The following is a 24,749-nucleotide window of genomic DNA, read 5'->3' as shown; positions in this document are numbered from 1 at the left end:
CCCAAAACAAAGATTGAAGGAGCGACTTTCAAGACTTAAATCTTAATAATTAGCGCTTTACGAACAGCCAAGCATAAAAGCCTAAAAGCATAAAACATAAAGCATAAAGCTAATATTAGAATCCAAATTGCGCTGCAGCCTGACGAAGAGTCTCTGCAGAACGCTTCAAAGCAGCAAGCTCACGATCCGAAACTGGAGTGTTTAGACGAGAGTTAACACCGTTGCGGTTCAACAAAGTTGGAACCGACATGCAAACGTCCGAGATTCCATGGAAGTCGTCAAGCAAAGAAGACACTGGCAAAATGCGGTTGGTGTCGCGAAGAACAGCCTCAACAATATCTACACCAGACATTGCAATAGCGTAGTTTGTAGCGCCTTTACCGTTAATAATCTTGTAAGCTGCGTTCTTAACTTCTTGATGGATTTCTTCGCGCTTAGCTTCGTCCAATGGCTCGTGGCCTGGAAGAGCATTCCATTCGCACATTGGAACGCCACCAATAGTTGCAGAAGCCCAAAGTGGAACTTCGGAATCGCCATGTTCGCCAGCAATATAGGCGTGAACGTTCTTAACATTTACACCAGTGTGCTGAGCAATAAGGAAGCGCAAACGTGCAGAATCAAGGTTTGTACCCGATCCAAACATCTGATTAGCAGGAAGACCAGAAAGCTTCATAGAAACATGCGTAACAACGTCAACAGGATTTGTAATCAGCATGTAAATTGCATTTGGAGCAACCTTAACAACGTTAGGAATAATCGACTTCATAATGTTGATAGTTGCGCCTGCAAGCTCCAAACGAGTCTGGCCAGGCTTTTGACGAGCGCCAGCAGTAATAACAACCATATCCGCATCGCGGCAGATTTCAACGTCGTCGGAACCAGCAATAGAAACAGCTGGATAGAAGCTGGAACCGTGCTGCATGTCTAGAACTTCTGCCTCAACACGTTCCTTAGCGATATCCTCAAGCACAATTTCACGAGCAACACCGCGCTGAGCAGCAGCAAACGCAAGCGTAGAACCTACTGCACCAGCACCAATAATCGCAAGCTTTGTTGGCTTAACCTGAGAATTCACCATTAGAAAACCCCTTTTCCAAAAACAGAGTCAACCCTCTAGCTAAATAAATAACTCAAAATACAAGGGCTGCTCTCACAATAGAGATATATGCATGAACAGCTTTTACTTTAATCACACCTACGGAATTTTGCTTAAACCGCAATTTGCATAAGTTTTGCCGCTAAAGAATCGTTAACAAGAGCATCTAAATACACTCCAGAATCCTTGTATTCCGCCGAATTTACAATGCCATTTTCCCTAACTTTAGATAGCAGAGATCCCGAATAATCACTGTAAGGAAGAGTGACTTTAACATGAACATGTGGGGAAGGTAACAAATTTTCCATACGCGTTTTTAGTCGCTCAATATTTTCGCCACTTGCAGCAGACACAATTAAAGAATCGGGGTACAAAGATTGCAAACGCAAACGCATTGGCTCTTGCATAACGTCCGACTTATTAAACGCAATAATCTGCGCAATGTCTTCTACACCATCAATCTGAGCCAAAACCTCGTTTACTGCTTCAATCTGAGATACTGGGTCTGGGTGAGAACCGTCAACAACATGCAAAATAACGTCTGCCTGTCCAACCTCTTCCAAAGTTGACTTAAACGCTTCTACAAGCTGAGTTGGCAGCCTTCGCACAAAACCGACCGTGTCTACAAGCGTGTACGTGCGCCCATCTTTAGTTAAAGACTTTCGAACAGCAGTATCCAAAGTGGCAAAAAGCGCGTTTTCTACAAGCTCCTTAGAGCCAGTAAGTCTATTTATAATCGAAGATTTTCCAGCGTTTGTATACCCAACTACTGCAACGGTTGGAATATCTTGACGGCGCCTAGATCCACGTTTTGTTTCGCGAGTTGGTGCCATTAACGCAATGTCGTGACGCAATTTTGAAATTCGATTCCTAATTGCGCGCCTATCCATCTCGATTTTTGTTTCACCTGGGCCTCTAGAGCCGATTCCAGCGTCTCCAGCAGCGCGACCTCCAGCCTGCCTAGAAAGAGCAGCACCCCAACCTCTAAGTCGCGGAAGCATGTATTGAAGCTGAGCAAGCTCGACTTGCGCCTTTCCTTCCCTACTTGTTGCATGCTGAGCAAAAATGTCTAGAATAACAGCCGTTCTGTCTACAACTTTGACTTTAGTGGCGTCTTCTAAAGCTCTTCTCTGGCTTGGTGGAAGATCGTCATCTACAACAATAGTATCCGCATCATTTTGTGCCACAACCGCTGCAAGTTCACGCGCTTTTCCAGAACCAACATACGTTGCTGCATCTGGCCTGTATCTTTGCTGCAACATGCCGTCACACACTACAGCTCCAGCTGTTTTTGCAAGCGCCGCCAATTCTCTAAGAGATTCTTCTGCCTGGCTTAAAGTTCCGCGAGCGCTAGACCATACGCCTACTAAAACAACGCGTTCCAGCCTTAGCTTTCTGTATTCAACCTCTGTTACATCTTGCAGCTCGCCAAGACCCGCAACTCGTTTTAGCGCATTTCTTGATTCGCGCTCTTGCCAAGCTTCGTCGTGGATTTGCGCACTTAAATCAGCATTTGCAGTGTCTAGTAGTACTTCGGAATGTCCTGAAAGAACGTTGTTATGCTCATCTTTATGATCAGGCATATTAAAACCACTTGCTAAATCACTGTTTTCTAGAGTGTCTACCAAATTTACGCCCTTTGCTGTTTTGTTTTAACCGTCACGCTAAATACGTTGTTAATATACGATTTACAACGTTTGTTTTATTATTGTGATTCTAGAAGACATAATTTTTAAATCAACAACAAAATGGCCATTAACACTTACAACAAAACCCAAAATACGAGTAATAACAAAGCTCCTAAAACAAATAAAATCGCTAAAAAAGCTAAGACTGGCGGAGAACAGTATTTTTCTGCTAACCCAAATTCTTTAGACTCAAGACGAACTTTGCACGTTGATTTGCGCGGGCGCAATTTTGACGTACAGGTGTCTAACGGCGTGTTTAGCGCTTCTAGACTAGATTTAGGAACCGCAGTTTTGCTTAAACACGCGCCACAACCCCCAGAAAATGGGCGTTTCTTCGACATTGGCTGCGGCTGGGGTGCAATTAGCTTGGCTCTAGGATTTGAATCCCCTAATGCACAAATTTATTCTGTAGACGTTAACGAACGCGCATTGGAACTTACTAAGTTAAATGCTAAAAATGCTGGATTAAACAACATTCACACCTATCTTGTAGAAGATGCGTTAAAAGAAGATTCATCTAAAAACATTGATCTTATTTGGTCTAATCCGCCAATTCGCGTTGGAAAAGATGTTTTGCACAATATTTTGCTCACCTGGCTTCCTCGCTTAAAAGTTGGAGGAGCTGCGTATTTGGTTGTTCAAAAAAATCTTGGTTCCGACTCGCTAATCCCTTGGCTTTCTAAAAATCTTGGGGAAGATTTTAGCGTGGAAAAATACGCAAGTTCTAAAGGATACAGAATTATAGAAGTCTTAAGAAAATAGATTTATAAGGATTTAGCAAGATTTAGCAAGATTTAGCAGGATTTAGCAGGATTAAACCATGAACTTTGACTACCCTAGTGAGCTGCCAATAAGCGCTGCCCACAATCAGATTATTGAGGCTATTAAAGAGTCGCAAGTTGTAATCGTATCTGGTCAAACTGGTTCTGGAAAAACTACTCAAATACCAAAAATGGCTTTGGAGCTTGGAAGAGGAGGGCGTGGAAAACAGATTGTTCACACTCAGCCTCGCCGACTTGCTGCACGCACAGTTGCCGAGAGAATCGCAAGCGAAATGGGCGTTAAGCTTGGCGAAGAAATCGGCTACCAGGTGCGTTTTAACGACGAAAGCTCATCTAAAACAAAACTTCGCATTGTTACAGACGGTATTCTACTTGCACAAATTCAGCGCGATCCACTTCTTACTAGATACGACACGATTATTATTGACGAAGCTCACGAACGCAGCCTAAACATTGATTTTTTGCTTGGATATTTAACAACTCTTTTGCCAAAGCGCAAAGACTTAAAGCTAATTATTACTTCTGCAACAATTGACTCCGCAAAGTTTAAAGACCATTTTGAACAAGCTTTGCATATTAAAGTTCCTGTTATAGAGGTTTCTGGGCGAACGTACCCCGTGCGAATACTTTACGAGCCTCTTGGAAGCGCACCTTCACTTATGAAGCACGTTCCAGGTTTTGCCGATATTTCTATGGATGATGAAAGCGTGGCACAAAGCCAAAATCTTTCGGAAAGCGGCGATATTTGCGACGAAGACATTGCTTCGGCTGTAACTCGCGCATGCGCTCAGCTTGTGATTCATTCCAGCCACACTCAAGGCGCGCGAGATATTATGGTTTTTGCTTCTGGCGAGCGCGATATTCGCGAGTTTGAATCCGCATTGCGCTCCTATTTTGGCGCGCGTGCAAGCAACATGAGTCGCAGTGATGCCATTGAGATTGTTCCGCTTTTTGCACGTCTTTCTTCTAAAGACCAGCATCGCGTTTTTGAACATCACACGCATCAGCGCATTGTAATAGCCACTAATGTTGCAGAAACTTCTCTTACGGTTCCTGGAATTCGCTACGTTGTGGACCCTGGTTTTGCCAGAATTTCGCGCTATTCCAAGTCTGCTAAAGTTCAGCGCCTTCCTATAGAACCTATTTCTCAAGCAAGCGCAGATCAGCGCTCTGGTCGTTGTGGGCGAATCGCAGATGGCATTGCTATTCGCCTATACTCTAGAGAAGATTACGAGACTCGCCCTCGCTTTACCGACCCAGAGATTCTTCGCACTTCACTGGGATCAGTTATTTTACACATGCTTTCTGTTGGAGTTGCTAAAACTGGCGAAGACATAACAAACTTTGGTTTTATTGACCCTCCAGACATTAAGGCTGTTAGCGACGGCTTTAACGAACTTAGCGAACTTGGCGCAATTACGCGAAAATCTGGAGTTATAAGCCTAACTCGTATTGGACGCGAGCTTAGCCGTATTCCAATCGACATTCGCCTTGGACGCATGATTATTGAGGCCGCACGCAATACTACACCAAATACTTTGGCTGCAATTCTTGTTATTGTTGCATTTTTGAGCTTACAAGACCCACGCGAGCGCCCAGAAGACAACCGAGAAGAAGCAGATAGGCTCCACAATCGATACTCAGACGAGTTAAGCGACTTTTTAACCGCTTTAAATATTTGGGATTGCATATTCCAGGCAGACGGCGAAATCAGCAACAACGCCCTAAGGCGACTTTGCAAATCGGAATTTTTCCACTTTTTACGCCTAAAACAGTGGAAAGATTTAGTTAATCAGCTTAAAGATTTATGCAAAGAGCTTGATTATAACGTTGGCGAACCGCTGCCTGTTAAACGCGCACCGCTAGAGATTCGCCAATTGCCAAACAATCAGCAGGCGGCTCATAGCCTTTGCTGCACGTGGGATTACCAGGGAATCCATTCTTCTATGCTTTCGGGCTTGCTTTCTATGATTGGAATGCAAGTTATTCGCGAGCCTAAAGCTTCGGATTTTGCAGGTCTTCGCGGAACAGCCAAGATTCGCGCAATTAAACGCGCTCAAAAAATGGCAAAAAACGATTATCAGGGCGCTAGAAGCACACGATTTGCGATTTTCCCCGCTTCCGCTGTTTCTAAGTCCACGCCTTCTTGGATTATGTGCGCGCAGCTTGTTGAAACTTCTAGGCTTTGGGCTAGATATTGCGCGCAAATCGACCCAGCTTGGGCAGAGCCTTTGGCTAAGAATCTTACTCGCGTAAACTATTCAGATGCTCATTGGAGCGCAAGCAAAGGCTGTGCAATCGCCCAATCGAAGGTTCTTTTGTACGGCCTGCCAATTGTGCAAAATCGCACTGTTCAGTGGTCTAAAATCAACCCTTATGAATCTCGTATTATTATGATTCGCCAAGGTCTTGTAGAAGGAAACGTTCAACAGCGTTTTCCATACAACGATTTTATCTCCTCAAATATTAACGTTTTAGACGATGCCGACAATCAAACAAACCGTACTAGGCAGGCAAGCGAAACCGTAAACGACGAGGATTTATTTACTTTCTACGATAATAAACTGCCTCAAGAAGCTACCACTATTGCGGATTTGGCTAAATGGTGGAAAAATTACCGGCTTAAAGACCCGCATTTTCTTGATTTTAACGCAGATTCTGTTGAGCGCCTGCAATATACAAATGACACTGATTTAGCAGACTACCCAGATACTTGGCATACGATTGGAACAGACGGCCAGAAAATTAATTTGCGTTTAAGCTACATTTACGATCCAAATAATCCTTTAGACGGCGTAACTGTGCATGTTCCGCTACATACGCTTTTGCGATTAAAGCCGCAAGAGTTTACGTGGAACGTTCCAGGATTATTAGACGAGCTTATTATTGGCATGATTAAGTCGCTCCCTAAAACTTTACGTGTGCAATTTGTTCCTGCTCCAGATACCGCGCAAAAAATACGTGAGTGGATTGACGAAAACTACGATTTTCTTCCGGGAATAAGCGAAAATCCGCAAGAAGACTTTAACTGGCAAGACTTTAGCGAAGTCTTTACTAAAGCTGCGATTAGCGTTGTTGGAGCACAAATCCATCCGCAGGTTTTAAGCGAAGAACAGCTGCAGCGATTATCGCCTTATCTGCGAGTAACTTTTAGTGTTGAGCAAAAGAAAACTAACCCAAACAATGCCAATAAGCAAAACCACAAAAGAATCAAGCCTACTGTTTTAGGAACAGATAAGTCACTAGAAAACCTGCAAAAACGATTCGCTAAAGATGCACAAGACTGTGCGCTAAGTGTTGTTAACCGTAAAGCAGTTAAAGCTGCAGCAGCTGGAAATGTTGTTGAACGAGCAGATTTATTACACAAGTCGGGTGCAACTAATATTTCTAGGTGCCAAATGGTTTGGCAGGGCGCTCTTAATATGCTTAAGTTAGACGATAAGCGAATTACATCTAGATGGCTAGGATCCGAAGCTCTAATACTTGCATCTGCACCTTATAAGTCTTCTAAAGATTTGGCTCAAGATTTGCAAATGGCTGCCGTTAAGCGCCTTATACCAGATACTAGCAAGATAACTAATGACGTTGAGCTTAAAGAAGCTGTGGCAAACGTTGCCGAAGTTTACGAAGATACAGTTTATAGCATTGCACACAGTGTGATTGCTATTTTAAAACGATATGCTCAAGTTGAATCCGCCGTTAGCGGCAGAGCCGATTTGCCTATGCTAAGCGTTCTTCAATCAATTAGAGAACACGCATCTTCGCTTGTTTTCACTGGTTTTATTGCGAATGCAGATTCTAATGCACTTAGTTCAATCGACCGCTATTTACACGCGGATTTGATTCGACTCAATAAAGCTAAAGTAGATAAAAACAGAGATGTTCAATGGGCTTGGCAAGCAAGCGAGGCTCATCAAATTGTAATAGAAGCTCAAAAAACGGCTTGCAGCTTGCCTGCAGGTCCAAATAGAGACGAAGCTCAAGAAAAAGCGCAAAAACTAAAGTGGATGTGCGAAGAATTTTATGTTTCTCTTTGGGCACAAGAGCTTGGAACCGCATACCCAATTAGTATTCAACGCATGAAAAAAATTTGATAGCACACAAGCAAAACAATACAAAACAATACAAAAATGGCCACTAACCGAGCCGCAAAACACGACTACTGGTTAATGGCCACTAGCAAAACAGCAATTATTCCTTAACCATTACGCTACGAACTAGGTAAACCACTAGTCCAATAAATGCAACAACTGCACCCATCATAATAAGGTTGGAATATCCAGCTGCTAATCCACTAATGTTTGCAAACGAGAATCCCTTAAACAGATTGCCTCCAAAGAAACCGCTGAAAATAGAGATACCGATTGATGCGGTTACGTTCATAACCAAATCGTTCATACCGCAGCCACGACCCGATTCTTCAACAGGCAATGCGCTAAGAACCGTTGAAACTATTGGCGAATACATAAGTCCGCAACCAGCGTAGTAAATGCATGCGCACAAGGTTAGAACAAGGAATCCGCAATTGATGAATACGGCAGCTCCAACCCATCCAAGAATCATAAGAACAGCAGCTATAATAATGCCAGCTTTACGTCCAATGAAACCGATAATTGTTCCAGAGCAGGTTCCAATCACAGCGGCAACAACAAATGCCCACACAAGGTAGGAAGAAACTGCCTCAGTACTCATATGGTACAAAGCTCCACCAATAACATTGTAGATTGGAGGCATGCAGTAGTTAGTAAAGTAGAATATAAAGATCAAAATAATACCCGAAAGCCAACGCTTATTCTTAAAGAACGCAGGCGTTACAAACGGGTTCTTTGCCTTTACAATGTACACAGCAAACACAATAAACAGAACGATGGAACCAAGCAGCAAGCCCCAAGCCTTGTAAGAGAAGAACAAAGTTAGCAATGCAACGGCAACGCCAAACACGGTAAAGCCAAGCTTATCAATCTTTCCACCAATACCATTCTTTGTAGGCAAGCACTTAACAAGAACCGGCAAGAACAAAATGGTGATTGCAGGAATTAAGAACAAATACTGCCAAGCAATAGAGCTAAGAGCACCAGCAGCAAAAACGCCAATGGATGCAGAAAGCTGGTAAGCTGCAGTAAAGAGTCCAAAGAAAATAACCTTTAAATCGTTGCGCAAATACTTAGTTGCAATAACAAGGAATGAAGAACCTGCAACCTGCTCGCCAGCGGTTTGCAAAATACGCGCAATAATAACAGTCCACAAGTTTGGAGTAAAGAAGAAGTTTGCAATAAAGCCAAATAGGGATCCAACAAACAGTGTTACAAGGCCGATTGTTATAAGCCTACGAAGCGAAACAAAATCGCCTAAAGAGCCGTAAATAAAGCAAACAATACCTAAAACAATAATCGGCAAGCTTGTAATAAGCGAAGCCTGATTTGGAGCGCCAACAGCTTTACCAATCTGGTCAAATACCAAATTAAAACCCTGAAGGCATAGAGTTCCAAGAATAAATGTAATCAAAAGCAAAATAAGCGAATAAATTGCCACTTTATCACGCGTTTTTGGATCCTCGTATGGATCTAACGCTGTGGACTTTTCAATTTCAGTCATAATAATCCAATCAATTAATATTTTTAGTTTTTAGATTGGCTAAGACACGTCGTATATTGCGGAAAATGTTGCGATTTACGACGCGCAGAGCAACAAAAAGCGGAGTTAAAACGCGTAAAAATCTGCACTCAGCCTGCGATTTTTGCCAAGCCAGAAATACGAGTCATAAACTCGTTCAAGAATCGTGGAACATCAACGCCAACAGCAACTTGCATGGTCTTAACAGGGTCATTCAAGCGCGTAACGTCTCCAATAGTGCGTCCACGAGTTGGGCCTTCAACATCTACCTGCATATTGATTGGCAGCGTTGTAACAAGCGTTGGGTCCACAGCTACAGCAACAGCAAGAGGGTCGTGAAGACCGCATCCACCAAGATGTGGAGCCGTTGTCTCATATGCCTTAATGTAAAAATCGGTCATATCTGCAAGGAACTTGCCAGCCTTGGTGCCAAGATCACGCCATTGCTTTGTCTCCTTGTAGGTAAGCAAAGTCTGTAAAGTAACATCCAAACCAATCATTGTTACTGGAGCACCAGAGCGGAATAGTACATCTGCAGCATCTGGGTCTTGAGATATATTCGCTTCGGTCCAAGCGTTTACGTTTCCATGAATGGTAAGCGCTCCGCCCATAAGAACAATCTTTCCGATTTCGTCCTTGATTTCTGGAGCTTTCTTCAACGCAGCAGCAATATTTGTCATTGGTCCTGTTGGAACATACACCAAGTCCTTGCCATATTTCTTTACAGAATCGATAATAAAATCAACAGCTGATTCATCTTCTGCTTTGCGCGCAGAATCTGGAATCTCAACATCGCCAATTCCGTTATCTCCGTGAATAAATGCAGAAATTGGAAGAACTTCAAAAGAATCTTTTTTGCTTGCGTGCGAAAGTCCCTTATAAACTTTTACTTCGGGATGCCCAAGTAAGTCTGTGATTGCAAGCGCGTTACGAACACCTTGCTCCATTAAAACATTGCCATACGTGCCAGTTATGCCAATCAACTCCATCTCTGGGCTTCCAAGAGCATAAGATATAGCAAGAGTATCGTCAACACCAGTATCAAGATCAAGAATAAGCTTCTTCACTTGAGTTACCTTCCTTTGTGTGTGTTAGGCATGATTTACGTCTGCTGTAAATCATGAGTTGCACGAATATCTTTGATATTATTCAAATGTAACCATTCAAAAATTTTATTCTCATAATTTTGAAAATCAACATTACAATTGATTAATTTCCTACACATAATTGTTGTTTTATTTTGCAATAATTTGCGATTTTTGTTGCAAAATGTTCTAATAATCAACAAATGTTAAGTTAAATAAACAAACATTTAGATTATGTTTAAAAAGTCATATTCAAACATAAACATTCAAATATAACAAATCGAAAAAATCTTGCAAAAAATGTTAAAAAATAATCAAAGAAATACATAAAATAAAATGCGCGACACGCCACAAACAGCATATCGCGCATTTTGCAAAAGATGCGAAACTAAAGCCGAGGCAAATACTTTTCTAGCTCGTAAGGCGTAACCTGCCTGCGGTATTCCTCCCACTCCTGATGCTTGTTGCGCAAGAAATACTCAAATGCATGCTCGCCTAGAACGCTAGCCACAAAATCAGACTTTTCCATAATCTTCAAAGCTTCGTCCAAAGATTCTGGAAGAGGCTGAATACCCATAGCCTGGCGCTCAGCATCCGTAAGCTCCCAAACATCATCGCTTGTAGGATCGCACAAAGTCATCTGCTTTTCAATGCCATCTAAACCAGCAGCCAAAAGCACAGAGTAAGCAAGATAAGGATTAGCAACTGGATCCAACGCACGGAACTCCATACGGCAAGAATTACCCTTGCCTGGCTTGTATTGCGGAACGCGCAAAAGTGCAGAACGGTTGCTATGACCCCAGCAAACATAGCTAGGAGCCTCCGCGCCTCCCCACAATCGCTTATAAGAATTAACATACTGATCTGTTACTGCACAAATTTCAGCCGCATGATGCAAAATACCAGCCGCAAATTGGCGAGCAATAAGCGACATGTTAAACTCTTGCCCAGCTTCGTAGAAAGCGTTGGAATCGCCTTCAAAAAGACTCAAATGAGTGTGCATACCAGAACCAGGCTGGTCGGTTAGTGGCTTAGGCATAAAGCTTGCATACATTCCGCGCTCAAGCGAAATCTCCTTAACTACAGTGCGGAAAGTCATAATGTTATCTGCAGTAGTAAGAGCATCCGCATAACGCAAATCAATCTCGTTTTGACCTGGGCCGCCTTCGTGGTGAGAATATTCTACGGAAATTCCCATTTGCTCAAGCATGCTCACAGCGCTGCGACGAAAGTCCATTGCCGAGCTTCTAGGAACGTGGTCAAAATAGCCACCTTCGTCAATAGGCACTGGAGCCTTAGACCAATCATCTTGTGCTTCAAAAAGATAAAACTCAATTTCTGGATGAACGTAAAAAGTAAAGCCCTTATCTTTAGCTTTTGCAAGCGCAGTTTTAAGAACGTGACGAGGGTCTCCAAGAGACGGCTCTCCGTCTGGAGTTAAAACGTCGCAAAACATGCGTGCCGTACCTTCTGGGCCTCCATGCCATGGCAAAATCTGGAATGTAGAAGGGTCTGGCTTAACAATCATATCGTCTTCTAAAACTCGAGTCATGCCTTCAATTGCAGAGCCATCAAAGCCAATTCCCTCTTCGAAAGCCGCCTCCAACTCTGCTGGAGCAATTGCAACCGATTTAAGAGTTCCAAGAACATCCGTGAACCATAGTCGAATAAAACGAACATCACGCTCTTCAACCGTACGCAAAGCGAACTCTTGCTGTCTATCCATATCTACAATCCAATCAATACTTAAGGATTATACTTTTTAGCATTTTAAGCAAAATGCAATGATTATATTATTTATATTATCCATTATTTTTTGCTTTTATTTAGCAATATCGCAATGAATTTACTTATTTTTAATTTAGCAATTTATTACAACTTGCTCACATTTTTTTGCCGTATTTATAAAAAATCTCTTTAGCTTTATCTTCACTTAAATCATCTGTGCTTGTAACTTCAATCCCAGATTCTTTAAGATCTTTAACGCTTGAATAGCAAACCATAAGATCTTCAACGCATCTGGCAGACATTGCAAGAATCATAGGCGGAACAGCGTCTAGAACGTCTTGCTCATATTCATAAACTTTTGCATCAATCTTATTAGCACGATTTACCATTAGCACAGCTGGCATTCCTCGAAAATAATCGGTAAATTTTTTAACTGATTTTTCTGGATTATCTTCGTCTAAATCACGTAAAACTGCGACTCCCCCATTTTCGTCGCTAAAGCAATCAGCATTAATTCCAGCCATCTTACAAAAAGCAGCAAGAAGCTCCCCTGGCTCTACAACCGTTAAAAATAGCGCACACTTTGCCTTTTTTCCAAGCAAACCTTCCAAATCTTCTTCAAAACTTGCTTGCTCAATCTTTTTAACAGCATCATCGATTGAATCGCGATTTTGCTCTTCGCTAAACTCTTTTTCGAATCCAAGCAATGCGTCTTCAAGCTCTTTATCGGTAAAAGACGTGCGAACCTGAGCAGAATCATTAGAATCAACGCCATTATTATCAACATTTTTGTTGTTGCTACTATTGCCGTTGATATTTTTATTCAAATCATTGTTATCTTTACACATATCTTTCACTTTCTAACGCAAAAAGCCGCTGCTTAAACTACTTCTTAAAACGCTTAAAAATCACTTTAGATTACTCTAAGAATAATTTACGCGCTCGGCAAGCAAGCTGGTCCAAACAATATTTTTAGCTCTGCAAAAAGCGATGTATCTCGCTTAACTCTAAATCTATCTCCAAAAGATAAGACTTTTGCACAACCCTTAGAATCAATCAATGCAAGATTTACCTCGCAACATCCAGGATGCCTTGTAACAATGTTTTCAAGCTCCTTAATACGCGACTTTTCTAGCGCTTGAACTGGCAAAACAATAGTAACAGGCTGAGCGTCTTGAGCTTCTAGATTTGGAACTTCAAACTCAGTGGCTCTTAAAGAAACAGTTTCGTCTCTAACTTCTACCAAACCTCTAATTCGCACAACTTGATCAATAGCAAGATCTGCAGCAGAAGACTCATAAACCTTGCCAAAGAACATGCATTGTATGGAACTTTCCATGTCTTCAATGGTTACTATTGCCCAAGCATTGCCCTTTTTAGAAACTCGTCTATCAACGCTAGTAACAAGTCCTGCAAGAGTTACTGGCTGATTTTCGCCAATCTGCTTAGCGCGATTTAAAAGCTGCGCAATAGACATTTCCCTAAGACCAGCCAAAACGGCAGAAAGTCCACTAAGCGGGTGATCCGAAACATAAAGTCCAAGCATTTCTCGCTCAAAGTTTAGCTTCGTTTTTTTATCCCACTCTTCAACATCTGGAATGTTGATTTGAGCATCTCCAAGGTCATTATTTGAATCGTCTAAATCGGCAAAAAGATCAAACTGACCGCCAGCCTGCTTTCGTTTAATAGAAGAAACAGAGTCGATTAACGGGCCGCAAACTTCGAAAATGGCTCGCCTACAAGGGCTAATTGAGTCAAAAGCTCCAGATTTAATAAGCGATTCAACAAGTCTGCGATTTAACGATTCAAACGATACGCGATTTACAAAATCTTTAAAGTCAATAAACTTTCCACGCTCGCTATTGCGCTCGGCAATAATATCGTTAACCGCCTTATCTCCAACATTTCGTACAGCTCCAAGACCAAAGCGTACAACGTCTCCAACTGCAGAATATTCAAGAACAGACTCGTTAATATCTGGTTGCAAAACGCGAATACCCATGCGCCTTGCCTCACCCAAATAGAGCGCTGTCTTGTCTTTATTTGTACGCTCATTTTGAAGCAAAGCAGCCATAAACTCTACAGGATAATGCGTTTTTAAGTAGGCGGTCCAATAAGAGATTAAGCCGTATGCAGCAGAGTGTGCCTTGTTAAACGCGTATCCAGAAAATGGAACTAAAACATCCCAAACTGCTTGAGCTGCATCTTTAGAATAACCATGTTCTTCCATGCCTTTAAAGAACGGGATTTTCTCTTTAGCCAACACTTCTGGCTTCTTTTTGCCCATAGCTCGGCGCAGAACATCTGCTTTACCAAGGCTGTATCCAGCTAGAATACGCGCAGCAGACTGCACCTGCTCTTGGTACACAATCAAACCATATGTTTCGCCAAGAACATCTTTTAGCGGCTCCGCAACCTCTGGATGAATAGGCGTAATCTCTTGCAAACCGTTCTTACGCTTAGCGTAGTTGGTGTGCGAATCCATATCCATAGGGCCTGGTCTGTAAAGCGCAATCAAAGCCGAAATATCGTTAAAATTATCTGGCTTTAAAGTACGCAGAAGAGCACGCATGCCGTCGGAATCAAGCTGAAAAACACCTAAAGTGTCTCCTCTTGCAAGAAGCTGATATGTTTCTTTATCGTCAAGCGGAATTTTAGTGTAATCAATAGGCTCTTTTCCATTGTTTTCAACGTTTTTAAGCGTATCTCTAATAACCGTTAAGTTAGAAAGACCCAAAAAGTCCATCTTAACAAGGCCAAGCGTTTCGCAAGTGTGATACTCAAATGTTGTGGTAATCGTGCCATCGGTGCGCTCCAAAAGCGGCGAAGTATCTGTAATAGGCTCCGAACCCATGATTGTTGCACAAGCATGCACACCCGTTTGGCGAATCAGGCCTTCAATGCCCTTTGCTTCTTCGGTAATCCGCTTTGTATCTGGGTCACTATCGTACATCTCGCGAAACTCGCGAGCCTCCGCATATCTCTTTGACTTTTCGTCAAAAATATCGTGGAAACTCATATCTTTGCCGTTTTTTGGAGGCGGCAAAATCTTTGTTATTTTTTCTCCAACAGCAAACTCGTAGCCCATTATTCTAGCGGCATCTTTAAGCGCCTGCTTTGTTTTAATCGTGCCATAAATCACGCATTGTGCTACTTTGTCTTTTCCATATTTTTCGCCAACGTATTCCAAAACTTTGGCTCTACCTTCTGGGTCAAAGTCAACGTCAATATCTGGTAAAGACACACGCTCTGGGTTTAAGAATCGTTCAAAAATCAGGCCATGCTTCATTGGGTCAAGCTCGGTAATTCCCATTGCATACGCCACCATTGCTCCTGCAGCGCTTCCTCGGCCAGGACCCACCATAACGCCGTGCTCTTTTGCCCAATTTATGTAGTCTGCAACAACTAAAAAGTAACCACAAAACTGCATTTGGCATATAACGCCACACTCGTAGTCTGCTTGCTTTAAAACATCCATAGGAACGTTGTTGTTATACCTACGCTCTAAGCCTTCTTCTACCTTTTTAAGAAACAGCGAAGTCTCATCCCACCCCTTAGGGCAGTCAAATTGCGGCATAAAAGCGCCATCTTCGCCGTCATCAAACATAACATTGCAACGGCGCGCAATCTCAAGCGTATTATCGCAAGCTTCGGGAAATTCCTTAAAAAGCTCGCGCATTTGCTCGGCAGACTTTAAATAGTAGCCAGAACCGTCAAACTTAAACCTATCTGGGTCGTCTAAACGAGATCCAGAATTAATGCAAAGCATTGCGTCTTGAGCTTCGCGATCTTCTTCGTGTACGTAGTGCAAGTCGTTTGTAGCAAGAAGAGGCGCATTAATCTTTTTTGCAATCTCAAGCAAGTCTTTTGTTACGCGCGTTTCAATCGAAAGCCCGTGATTCATAAGCTCTATAAAGAAGTTATCTTTCCCAAAAATATCTTGGAATTCTCCAGCAGCGCGTAAAGCCTCTTTAAACTGACCCAATCTTAAACGGGTTTGAATAATACCAGACGGGCATCCAGAAGACGCTATAACCCCTTTAGAATACGTTGAAAGTACGTCTTTATCCATTCGAGGGTATCGCATTACGCGACCTTCTAAGTTTGCAACCGATGACGCTTTAAGCAGATTTGTTAGGCCTTCATCGTTTTCGGCCCACATTGTCATATGCGTAATTAAGCCACCGCCAGAAACATCATCGCTTCTTTGTGCTTCGGTTCCCCAATGAACCTTGCTTTTATCTTGTCTAGCTGTTTCTGGAGTAACGTATGCTTCAATTCCAATAATCGGCTTAATTCCAGCTTTTACAGCCGTACTCCACATCTCGTACGCGCCATGCATATTTCCATGATCCGTAATTGCCACAGCTGGCATGCCTAATTCTTTTGCGCGCGAAACTAGGTCTGGAATCTTTGAAGCACCATCCAAAAGCGAATAATGCGTGTGATTGTGCAAATGTACAAAGTTTGTTTCTGGCCTAGTCATGGTTGCTATTTTATAGATGCAATATGACCTGTTTTGCTAAATACGCCTACTTTTATAATTGCCGCACGGCCTGCAAAGCGTGTTGCAAATCTGGCGGATACTGCGATTCAACTTTAATCAGTTTTCCCGTTCTAGGATGCGTAAATTCTAGCTTAGTTGAATGAAGCCATTGGCGTTGTAACCCCAGTTTTTCTGCGAGTTTTGGATTTGCTCCATACATTTGATCCGCCACTAACGGGTGACCAATCGAAGAAAAATGCACTCGTATTTGGTGAGTTCTACCTGTTTCTAGATTTACGCTAACTAAAGTTGCTATTCCAAAGCGCTCTAAAACATCCCAATGCGTTATAGCTGGCTTGCCATCTTTTGCTACTGTAAATCTAAAATCAGATACTTTTGACCTTCCAATTGGAGCATCAATAGTGGCCTTGTTCTGCTGCAAATTTCCTTGCACTAATGCCGTATAAGTTTTTTTAACACTATGACTTGCAAACTGTTGCTTCATCTTTTCGTACGCTAAGTCCGTTTTGCAAACAAGCATAAGGCCACTTGTTCCAACATCTAATCTGCTTACAATTCCCTTTCGAGATTCGTCGCAAAGCGTTGTGTTTATTTTAATGCCAGCGGCTTCTAGGCTTTCTGGAACCGTAGGCCCATTCCACCCTTTTGCTGCGTGAGACGCCACAGAAACAGGCTTGTTTATTACTACAACATCGTCATCGTTATATACGATTTCTAAATCGCATATAGAAGGCTGGCTTTGAGAATTACTGGAAGAATCGCAAGTAGAATCTTCATTTTTGTTTACAACAATCACATCTGATTCTTGCAAAATAGATGATTTTTGCGACTTTCTATTTAAGATTTTTGCTTTGCCGCGCTCTATTAGCGATATTGCGTTTGCACGCGATACGCCAGCAAGCTTCGACAAGCATACGTCAAATCTGCAGCCAGCAAATTGACTCGTAACCGTAAAGCGAATATCACTCATCAGCGCGCTCTATAAGAGGAATCCCAATCAAAATAAGGCATATAACTGCGATTCCTGCAAACATAAGCTCAATATCTGCAACATTTCCAACGGACCAACCATAGTTTATAAAATCTACGACTTTTCCGTTTAAAAAGCCTTGAGCATATTGCGCTCTATCAATAAGATTTCCAAAGGCTCCAGCAAAAGCCAAAGCAAGCGCAATAGTCCAATACAAGGATTTTGTATGCTTAATAACCGCTGTCATTGCACCACAAGCAGCACAAGCCAATACGCTAATAACCCATGTAAAAGAAGAACCTAAGCCAAAAGATGCTCCAGGATTTCTAACAAGAGTAAAAGAGAGCAAGTGTGGAAGAATATCAATGTTTTTTCCACCGCTAAGCGCCTCTAAAGCCCAAACTTTGGTTATGCGGTCTAGAACCACGCCAATAAAAGCAATCAGTGCAAAAACGGCTGCGCGATTACGCAGCCGTTCTACACGCACATAACTATGCGTCAATGTATTTTCCAATCTAACGGGATTTAGTAGATACTACTCATCCTGCTTATCTTGATTTTCCATAGATGTATACGTGTTCTCGTCGGAAACTTGAGCAACAAGCTGACCCAAGAAGTCGGTCAAGCGAGTACGATACTCAGTTTCAAACTGCTTAAGGCTTTGAATATTGCCTTCAATAACCTTAGTTTGCTTTTCGAGATTTTCACGTACCTGACGAGCATATGCATCTGCAGACGTGCGAGTAGTGGAATCGTAATCCGCAGCCCTATGCTGAACTTCTGCTTCGTACTGATCAGCTTGATCGTGAGTCTGCTTAGAGTAATCGTCTGCAGCCTGACGAACCTTGCCAGAGTAGGCATCTGCCTCGTTGTGAGCGCGAGCTGCGTAAGCATCGGCATCACTGCGAGTACGCACCGAATAATCATCGGCATCCCCGCGAGTCTGCTTATTGTACTCATCGGCTTCGCCGTGAGTACGCTCAGAGTATTCATCTGCCTTGGCAATTATCTCGTTATAACGGGTCTGGCTTTCTTCAACAATCTGCTGAGCCTTTGCCTTGCCCTTGTCTACGTACTGATCGTGCAGCTGCATTGCAAGAGTCAACATAGCAGTAGCGCGTTCTGGCTCCGAGCCTTGAGCTTCTGCACCAGCACCTGCAATCTTCTGCAAGCTACCAGTTTCTGTGCTTGGTTCCATCTTAGAAACTTGCTCGCGAAGCTGTTCTTCTCGCTGATGCGATTCTTCAAGCTGCTTGCTAAGATCTTGAACCTTAGCGTTTTCTTGCTGCGTTACAACAAGCTGCTGGCGAACCTCTTCTAGCTCACGACCCAAGTTTTCGCTGCTTGCACGGAAGTCGTCGCGTTCGCGCGTAACGTTTTCAAGCTCTTCTTGAATCTTCTTGTCTGCATCAGCCTTAGCGCTATCTGCAGTTGCGGCCTGAGCAGTAAGCTGATCAACCTGAGCACCCAACCCATCCAGCTGCTCCTTAAGCTGCTGATTTTGCTCGCTCAATGCGCGGTTATTTTCTTCCGCTTCCTTAAGCTTTGCAGCAAGATCGTTGTCACTCTTGCTTGCGTTGCTAGATGCAGTCTTTAAATCATTATTCTCCTTAGTTAAGGATTCAACCTGATTTGTTAAGTCCGCAATCTTATTATTTAAGCTAGCAACATCGGCGCCAAGAGACTGCGTGGAAGCTCCAAGACCTTGCACGGCCTGCTGACCAAGCGCCTCGATTGTTTCTGTAACCTGATCTAAAAAGTCATCAACTTCGTCAACGTCATAGCCTCCCTTAAATCGAACAATTTGGAAGGTATGCTCGCGAATGTCTTTAGGCGTTAACAGAGCCATAATGCATTACACCTCACTTTTGGGCGCGCAGCCCTTTTGATATATCTCTTCGATGCTATCACGTCCATAGAAAAAATAGAGCAAAAAATGATTATTTTTTACGAAATCTGCCAATATTTTTCTAAATTAATAACTATCATGCCGCTTCATTAAAAAAACAACATTAATAAGCACTAATAAAGAACGCTTAAAACGACCTGTAAAACAATTATCAAAAAGTAAACCGCCATAAAACTCACGTCTAAACTTATGTTTCCTAACCTTACAGGAGGTATAAATCTGCGTGCAAATCGCAAAAGCGGTTCCGTTAAGTAATATATGATTTGGGCAAATTTTCTAATAACTTCATTTGGCCTAAAAGAATGGAATACGATTGGAATCCAGTCTAAAATCGCTCTAATAAACAGCACTGTTAAGTATGCGCTTAAAAAAAGATTAACAACTAACATTAAGATATTAAAAATCATAAATTCACTTCCATAGATAAACCAAATAAACTTCTGCAATCAATCACAAGTAAGCAATCACAAGTAAAACTTAATCAGATTTTGTTATAGATAATTTAAGGCAGAAATCTCAAAGAGACTCTGCCTTAAACTCAAGTTACGTCTAACAATGAATGCTGTAAACCGCCATTCATTCTGCGTGTGTAATTACGAGAACAAATCGCGAGCAGAACCGCCATTAGGAGCGTCTTCAACTTTTATGTTTACCTGCGAAGGGCTTAAAAGAAACACTCTTGGCGTTACTCGCTCAATAGATCCACGAACACCAAACACAACTCCAGCAGAGAAGTCAACTATGCGATACGCAACAGACTCACTAACGCCAGTAAGATTCAAAACAACTGGAGTTCCGTCCCTTAAGGCACGGCCAACTAGTTGAGCATCGTCATAAGACTTTGGATGAATCGTTGTAATGCGACTCATGCGGCCTACTCCAGCGCGAGAAACAGATCCATTACCCGACTGCGATTCTGAATTATGCAGATTCATAGGAGCAACGTTGTGATCGTTGTCAAACGAAGTTTCCTGCGCTTGAGAATCAACGAAATCATCGTCGTCTTGAACATCACTCATGCCTACGTAAGACATCATGTTCTTCATAAAGCCAGCCATTAAGCTGCCCTCCTATCGCTATGCTTAACGTAGAAAATCAGGAATATCCAATTCGTCTGGTTCATCTTGTGGCTTATCTTTAGAAGCCGACGATTGATACTGCTGGCTTGAATCAACAGAATCAAACATAGAAGAAACAGGTTCCGAAGCTTCTTCAGCAACAACAGGCTTTACATCGCGAACAGCTGGAGTTGTTGACTGAGCTGGTGCAACAGATTCAACGCCAGCTTGCATGTCTACAAAAGCACCTGCTTTATCGTCTTCCACCTTAGGGTGGGAATCAAAGCCAGCGGCAATAACTGTAACGCGAACTTCGTCTCCGTAAGAATCGTCCAAAGAAAGACCCCAAATAATCTGGGCTTCTGGATGAATTGCCTTGCGAACAAGCTCGGTTGCTGCGCTTGCTTCTTGCAGCTTTAAATCACTTGGACCTGCAATGTTAATCAAAGCACCATGAGCGCCTTCAATGCTTTCTTCAAGCAATGGGGAGCTAATAGCAATTTCGGCAGCCTGAGTAGCTCTGTCTTCTCCCTTTGCAGCGCCAATTCCAAACAGGGCAGTACCTGCACCGCGCAAAACAGCGGTAACATCAGAGAAATCAACATGAATGTAAGAATTCATAGTGATTAAATCTGTAATACCTTGAACACCTGCAAGCAAAGCTGTATCTGCAGTCTTAAAAGCCTCAATAATTCCGATGGTTCGATCTGAAATTTCCAACAAACGATCGTTTGGAATAACAATCAAAGCATCGACTTCTTTACGAAGATTTTCAATACCAAGTTTCGCTGAAGCAGCACGCTGAGGGCCTTCAAAGCCAAATGGCCTTGTAACCACTGCGATTGTTAAAGCACCCTGCTGGTGTGCAGCTCGCGCAACAATAGGGCTTGCACCTGTACCAGTTCCGCCGCCCTCGCCGCAAGTTACGAACACCATATCGGCGCCCTTTAATGCTTCTTCAATGTCGGATTGATGGTCTTGTGCCGCCTTAGCGCCCTTTTCTGGATCAGCACCAGCACCGAGACCACGACTTGAAGCATCAGATAATGAAATCTTTACATCAGCGTCGGAACGCAACAAATCCTTAGCATCAGTGTTGATTGCTACGAATTCTACGTTCTGCAAACCCTCGGTGATCATTCGGTTGACGGCGTTACCACCGGCTCCACCGACGCCGACTACCTTGATTATGGTTTTGTCGTTGAAATTGTCAGTCTGGGCAATCTCGCTCACCGTTGTCTCCTGTCACTCACACGCACGTTTACGCAATACTTTAGCGCAAAACGCTCGATAATGGCGACGTTTTACAAATAAAAACTTAAAAAATGTCACCGATTCGATAATACACCGTGCTATACGCAAATATTTAAAGCGTTTTACCAACAAAAGTTTGGAGCATTAAGCAATAGTTTAAATGCCGTTGTTAACAGCCTCTAAGCCCTAGAAAACATTAGAAAAATTCTAGTAACTAGCATCCAACGGATCATTGCCAAAAAGCTCTTTGCGCTCCTCGCTGGTGGTAATTCTTGAATCTAACCAGCCATATGGCAAATGAACTTTTTTTGCAAAACGAACTCGGCCGCGCGGCGTGTCTAAAACCTGCTCAGGAAGCTTAAGCGAGGAATCTAAGGCATCAATATTGCGCTGAACATCTTCAATAGATTCGCATTCCATAAAGCTTTTGCGAGTTCCGCCACCAACTGGGAACCCCTTTAAATACCACGCAACATGCTTTCGCAAGTCATGAACAGCCATTCGCTCGTCGCCGTCATAAAAGTCAACAAGAAGATTCAAATGCCTTAAAATCACCTTGCCAACTTGCCCAAGACTTGGATTAACGCGATTATTGCTACCATTGCAAGCAGAGCGAATATCGGCAAAAATCCAAGGACGCCCCTGGCAGCCGCGGCCAATGGCAACTCCCGCGCATCCTGTTTCTTTAAACATTGCTAAAGCGTCATCCGCTCCCCAAATATCGCCATTACCAAAAACAGGGATATTCAAGGCCTCTACAAGCTCGCCAATGCGATTCCAATCGGAATGGCCTCCGTAGTATTCTGCAGTGGTACGCGCATGCAAAGTAACAGCAGCACAACCCTCTTCTTGCGCAATATGGCCAGCTTGCATAAAAGTCTGGTGATTCTCGTCAATTCCAACACGGAACTTAGCAGTAACCGGGATTCCTGCTGGATTACACACGCTTACAACACGATGCAAAATCTCTTGAAGCAAATCTGTTTTCCAAGGAAGAGCCGAACCGCCGCCGCGCCTTGTAACTTTAGGAACTGGGCAGCCAAAGTTTAAGTCAACGTGATCCGCCATATTCTCATCAACAACAATTCGAGCAGCCTGCTCCACAATTAAAGGATCTACTCCATAAAGTTGCAAAGAGCGCACTTTTTCGCTAGGAGCAAAACGGCAAAGTCTAAGCGCCTTAGGATTTCTTGCGACTAACGCGCGCGCAGTAATCATTTCTGCAACATACAAGCCATCTGGCCCATATTCTCGGCAAAGAACTCTAAATGGCCAATTAGTAATACCAGCCATTGGAGATAAAACAACAGGAGTTGCAATATGAATTTTCCCTAAATCCACTGGTTTAATAGAAAAATCCATATTGCTTTAACTCCATTCACTTTAATATTTTGCTAGTTATTTTGTTAGCATTTAGCTAGCAATTTAACTAGCGATTTATCGATTTTTACTAGGCGCGTATTAGTACAAGCCTCCAGCCTGAGCAATCTTAACAGGCTGCGACTCGTCTACACCAGCTTCCTTAGAAACATCCACACCACCGTCGGCAGCACGCGTACCAACAATCTCTACTGGGCCTTGTGGGTACTTAACGCGCTTTTCGTTAATGCGGCTAGCTACATAATCTGCAACCTTATCCAAAGAAACGCGCTCTTGCTGCATTGTGTCTCGCTCACGAATTGTAACAGCGTTGTCTTCCAAAGTATCGAAGTCAACTGTTATGCACAAAGGAGTGCCAATCTCGTCTTCGCGGCGATAACGGCGGCCAATAGCACCAGCCTCATCGTAATCAATAACCCAATCATGCTGGCGCAAATCCGCAGCCAAATCTTGAGCAACCGATTGCAATTCTGGCTTCTTGCTCAATGGCAAAACTGCAGCCTTAACAGGAGCCAAACGAGGGTCAAGTCTAAGAACTGTGCGCTTATCTACGCCACCCTTAGTGTTTGGAGCCTCGTCAACATCGTAAGCATCCACAAGGAAGGCCATAAGCGAACGGGTAAGGCCAGCAGCCGGCTCAATAACGTAAGGAACGTACTTTTCGCCCGTTGCCTGGTTAAAGTAGCTCAAATCCTCGCCAGAATGCTTAGCGTGAGCAGACAAATCGTAGTCGGTACGGTTTGCAATGCCTTCAAGCTCTCCCCAGTCAGACCCTTGGAATCCAAACTTGTATTCAATGTCTACCGTACGCTTGGAATAATGGCTTAGCTTCTCTTTAGGATGCTCGTACATACGCAAGTTTTCTGGCTTTACACCCAAATCAACGTACCAATTTACGCGAGTGTCAATCCAATACTGATGCCAAGCTTCATCGGTTCCAGGCTCTACAAAGAACTCCATTTCCATCTGCTCAAACTCGCGAGTACGGAAGATAAAGTTTCCAGGCGTAATCTCGTTACGGAAAGACTTACCAATATTCGCAATGCCAAATGGTGGCTTTTGACGAGTAGAAGTCATAACGTTCTTAAAGTCAACAAAAATACCCTGGGCTGTTTCTGGACGCAAATAGTGCAAGCTGTTTTCGTCTTCTACAGGGCCTAAATGCGTGCGAAGCATCATGTTAAAGTCGCGAGGCTCCGTCCAGTTTCCGCGAGTTCCGCAATCTGGGCAAGCAATGTCTTTTAAGCCATTCTCTGGCATTTTATCGCCATGCTTTTCGGCATAAGACTCTTCAAGCTTGTCTGCACGATGGCGCTTATGGCAATTTAAGCATTCAATAAGAGGGTCGTTAAACACAGAAACGTGACCAGAAGCAACCCAAACTTGAGAAGGCAAAATAACGGAGGTATCTACTCCAACAACATCGCCACGAGTAGTGACCATATAACGCCACCATTCGCGCTTGATATTATCTTTTAAAGCCACGCCCAAAGGGCCATAATCCCACGCGGAGCGGGTTCCGCCATAAATCTCGCCAGCTGGAAACACAAATCCTCGGCGCTTAGCTAAGGACACCACTTCATCAAGCTTTGAAACAGCCACAATGCACCTTTTCGTAAATCTAGAAAATTCGGGTGAAACGGTGTTAATTATAGAAAAACCCTGTGACGCTGATAAAA

At 43.0% G+C, this 24,749-nt stretch carries 17 protein-coding genes; 2 read left to right on the top strand and 15 right to left on the bottom strand.

Features of this window, described 5'->3' with window-relative positions:
* Positions 1–115: 115 nt before the first annotated feature.
* Positions 116–1,078: an L-lactate dehydrogenase gene (locus tag QP420_RS03350; protein ID WP_060787327.1), complete on the bottom strand. Its 963-nt coding sequence runs from the start codon at positions 1,076–1,078 to the stop codon at positions 116–118.
* 131 nt (positions 1,079–1,209) lie between these two features.
* Positions 1,210–2,724: a GTPase HflX gene (gene hflX / locus QP420_RS03345; protein ID WP_481616530.1), complete on the bottom strand. Its 1,515-nt coding sequence runs from the start codon at positions 2,722–2,724 to the stop codon at positions 1,210–1,212.
* Between the two features lie 120 nt (positions 2,725–2,844).
* On the opposite strand from hflX, the gene QP420_RS03340 reads away from it, so the two are divergent.
* On the top strand, positions 2,845–3,546 hold the full coding sequence (locus tag QP420_RS03340) for a class I SAM-dependent methyltransferase (RefSeq protein ID WP_415695310.1): 702 nt from the start codon (positions 2,845–2,847) through the stop codon (positions 3,544–3,546).
* A gap of 58 nt (positions 3,547–3,604) precedes the next feature.
* Positions 3,605–7,660, top strand: coding sequence for an ATP-dependent RNA helicase HrpA (gene hrpA / locus QP420_RS03335; RefSeq protein WP_415689108.1), 4,056 nt, complete (start codon positions 3,605–3,607; stop codon positions 7,658–7,660).
* 97 nt (positions 7,661–7,757) lie between these two features.
* On the opposite strand, the gene QP420_RS03330 is transcribed toward hrpA, so the two are convergent.
* The 13 genes from QP420_RS03330 to QP420_RS03270 all read right to left on the bottom strand — a co-directional run bounded on the left by QP420_RS03330 (position 7,758) and on the right by QP420_RS03270 (position 24,672).
* Positions 7,758–9,161: an MFS transporter gene (locus tag QP420_RS03330; protein ID WP_481616529.1), complete on the bottom strand. Its 1,404-nt coding sequence runs from the start codon at positions 9,159–9,161 to the stop codon at positions 7,758–7,760.
* Between the two features lie 128 nt (positions 9,162–9,289).
* Positions 9,290–10,246 (bottom strand): nucleoside hydrolase, encoded by a 957-nt coding sequence (locus QP420_RS03325; protein ID WP_032813541.1) that lies wholly within the window; start codon positions 10,244–10,246, stop codon positions 9,290–9,292.
* A gap of 406 nt (positions 10,247–10,652) precedes the next feature.
* Positions 10,653–11,990: a type I glutamate--ammonia ligase gene (glnA, locus tag QP420_RS03320; protein ID WP_415689104.1), complete on the bottom strand. Its 1,338-nt coding sequence runs from the start codon at positions 11,988–11,990 to the stop codon at positions 10,653–10,655.
* 157 nt (positions 11,991–12,147) lie between these two features.
* Positions 12,148–12,840, bottom strand: a complete 693-nt coding sequence (locus QP420_RS03315; protein ID WP_481616528.1) for a hypothetical protein — start codon at positions 12,838–12,840, stop codon at positions 12,148–12,150.
* A gap of 86 nt (positions 12,841–12,926) precedes the next feature.
* Positions 12,927–16,478, bottom strand: a complete 3,552-nt coding sequence (gene dnaE / locus QP420_RS03310; protein ID WP_060787321.1) for a DNA polymerase III subunit alpha — start codon at positions 16,476–16,478, stop codon at positions 12,927–12,929.
* Between the two features lie 52 nt (positions 16,479–16,530).
* Entirely contained in the window at positions 16,531–17,469 is a 939-nt protein-coding gene (locus QP420_RS03305) for an RluA family pseudouridine synthase (protein ID WP_481616527.1), read from the bottom strand.
* Positions 17,462–17,956 (bottom strand): signal peptidase II, encoded by a 495-nt coding sequence (locus QP420_RS03300; RefSeq protein WP_060787319.1) that lies wholly within the window; start codon positions 17,954–17,956, stop codon positions 17,462–17,464. The genes QP420_RS03305 and QP420_RS03300 overlap by 8 nt, the downstream gene beginning before the upstream one ends.
* Positions 17,957–18,004: 48 nt before the next feature.
* A complete protein-coding gene (locus tag QP420_RS03295) occupies positions 18,005–19,318 on the bottom strand; it encodes a DivIVA domain-containing protein (protein WP_060787318.1) in 1,314 nt (437 codons plus the stop codon).
* Between the two features lie 173 nt (positions 19,319–19,491).
* Complete coding sequence (locus QP420_RS03290) at positions 19,492–19,785, bottom strand: YggT family protein (protein ID WP_060787317.1); 294 nt, start codon at positions 19,783–19,785, stop codon at positions 19,492–19,494.
* A gap of 186 nt (positions 19,786–19,971) precedes the next feature.
* Positions 19,972–20,436 (bottom strand): cell division protein SepF, encoded by a 465-nt coding sequence (locus tag QP420_RS03285; protein ID WP_060787316.1) that lies wholly within the window; start codon positions 20,434–20,436, stop codon positions 19,972–19,974.
* 24 nt (positions 20,437–20,460) lie between these two features.
* Positions 20,461–21,669: a cell division protein FtsZ gene (gene ftsZ / locus QP420_RS03280; RefSeq protein WP_464405316.1), complete on the bottom strand. Its 1,209-nt coding sequence runs from the start codon at positions 21,667–21,669 to the stop codon at positions 20,461–20,463.
* Between the two features lie 228 nt (positions 21,670–21,897).
* Positions 21,898–23,052 carry a tRNA dihydrouridine synthase DusB gene (gene dusB, locus QP420_RS03275; RefSeq protein WP_481616526.1) on the bottom strand — a complete coding sequence of 385 codons (1,155 nt, stop codon included), beginning with the start codon at positions 23,050–23,052 and terminating at the stop codon, positions 21,898–21,900.
* Between the two features lie 99 nt (positions 23,053–23,151).
* Entirely contained in the window at positions 23,152–24,672 is a 1,521-nt protein-coding gene (locus QP420_RS03270; protein ID WP_060787313.1) for a glycine--tRNA ligase, read from the bottom strand.
* Positions 24,673–24,749 lie beyond the last annotated feature (77 nt).

It is taken from the genome of Bifidobacterium sp. UMB1197, from assembly GCF_030217745.1.
Lineage (GTDB): Bacteria > Actinomycetota > Actinomycetes > Actinomycetales > Bifidobacteriaceae > Bifidobacterium > Bifidobacterium vaginale_B.
Note: the sequence above shows the minus strand (reverse complement) of the source record. Positions and strands in the feature narration are given on the sequence as shown.

Excerpts from the sequence above, each read along its gene's own strand:
- QP420_RS03295 (WP_060787318.1), bottom strand. The coding sequence starts at position 19,318 with ATGGCTCTGTTAACGCCTAAAGACATTCGCGAGCATACCTTCCAAATT.
- QP420_RS03340 (WP_415695310.1), top strand. The coding sequence starts at position 2,845 with ATGGCCATTAACACTTACAACAAAACCCAAAATACGAGTAATAACAAA.
- hrpA (WP_415689108.1), top strand. The coding sequence starts at position 3,605 with ATGAACTTTGACTACCCTAGTGAGCTGCCAATAAGCGCTGCCCACAAT.
- QP420_RS03305 (WP_481616527.1), bottom strand. The coding sequence starts at position 17,469 with ATGAGTGATATTCGCTTTACGGTTACGAGTCAATTTGCTGGCTGCAGA.
- dusB (WP_481616526.1), bottom strand. The coding sequence starts at position 23,052 with ATGGATTTTTCTATTAAACCAGTGGATTTAGGGAAAATTCATATTGCA.
- glnA (WP_415689104.1), bottom strand. The coding sequence starts at position 11,990 with ATGGATAGACAGCAAGAGTTCGCTTTGCGTACGGTTGAAGAGCGTGAT.
- QP420_RS03350 (WP_060787327.1), bottom strand. The coding sequence starts at position 1,078 with ATGGTGAATTCTCAGGTTAAGCCAACAAAGCTTGCGATTATTGGTGCT.
- dnaE (WP_060787321.1), bottom strand. The coding sequence starts at position 16,478 with ATGACTAGGCCAGAAACAAACTTTGTACATTTGCACAATCACACGCAT.
- QP420_RS03315 (WP_481616528.1), bottom strand. The coding sequence starts at position 12,840 with ATGTGTAAAGATAACAATGATTTGAATAAAAATATCAACGGCAATAGT.
- QP420_RS03330 (WP_481616529.1), bottom strand. The coding sequence starts at position 9,161 with ATGACTGAAATTGAAAAGTCCACAGCGTTAGATCCATACGAGGATCCA.
- QP420_RS03285 (WP_060787316.1), bottom strand. The coding sequence starts at position 20,436 with ATGGCTGGCTTTATGAAGAACATGATGTCTTACGTAGGCATGAGTGAT.
- QP420_RS03290 (WP_060787317.1), bottom strand. The coding sequence starts at position 19,785 with ATGATTTTTAATATCTTAATGTTAGTTGTTAATCTTTTTTTAAGCGCA.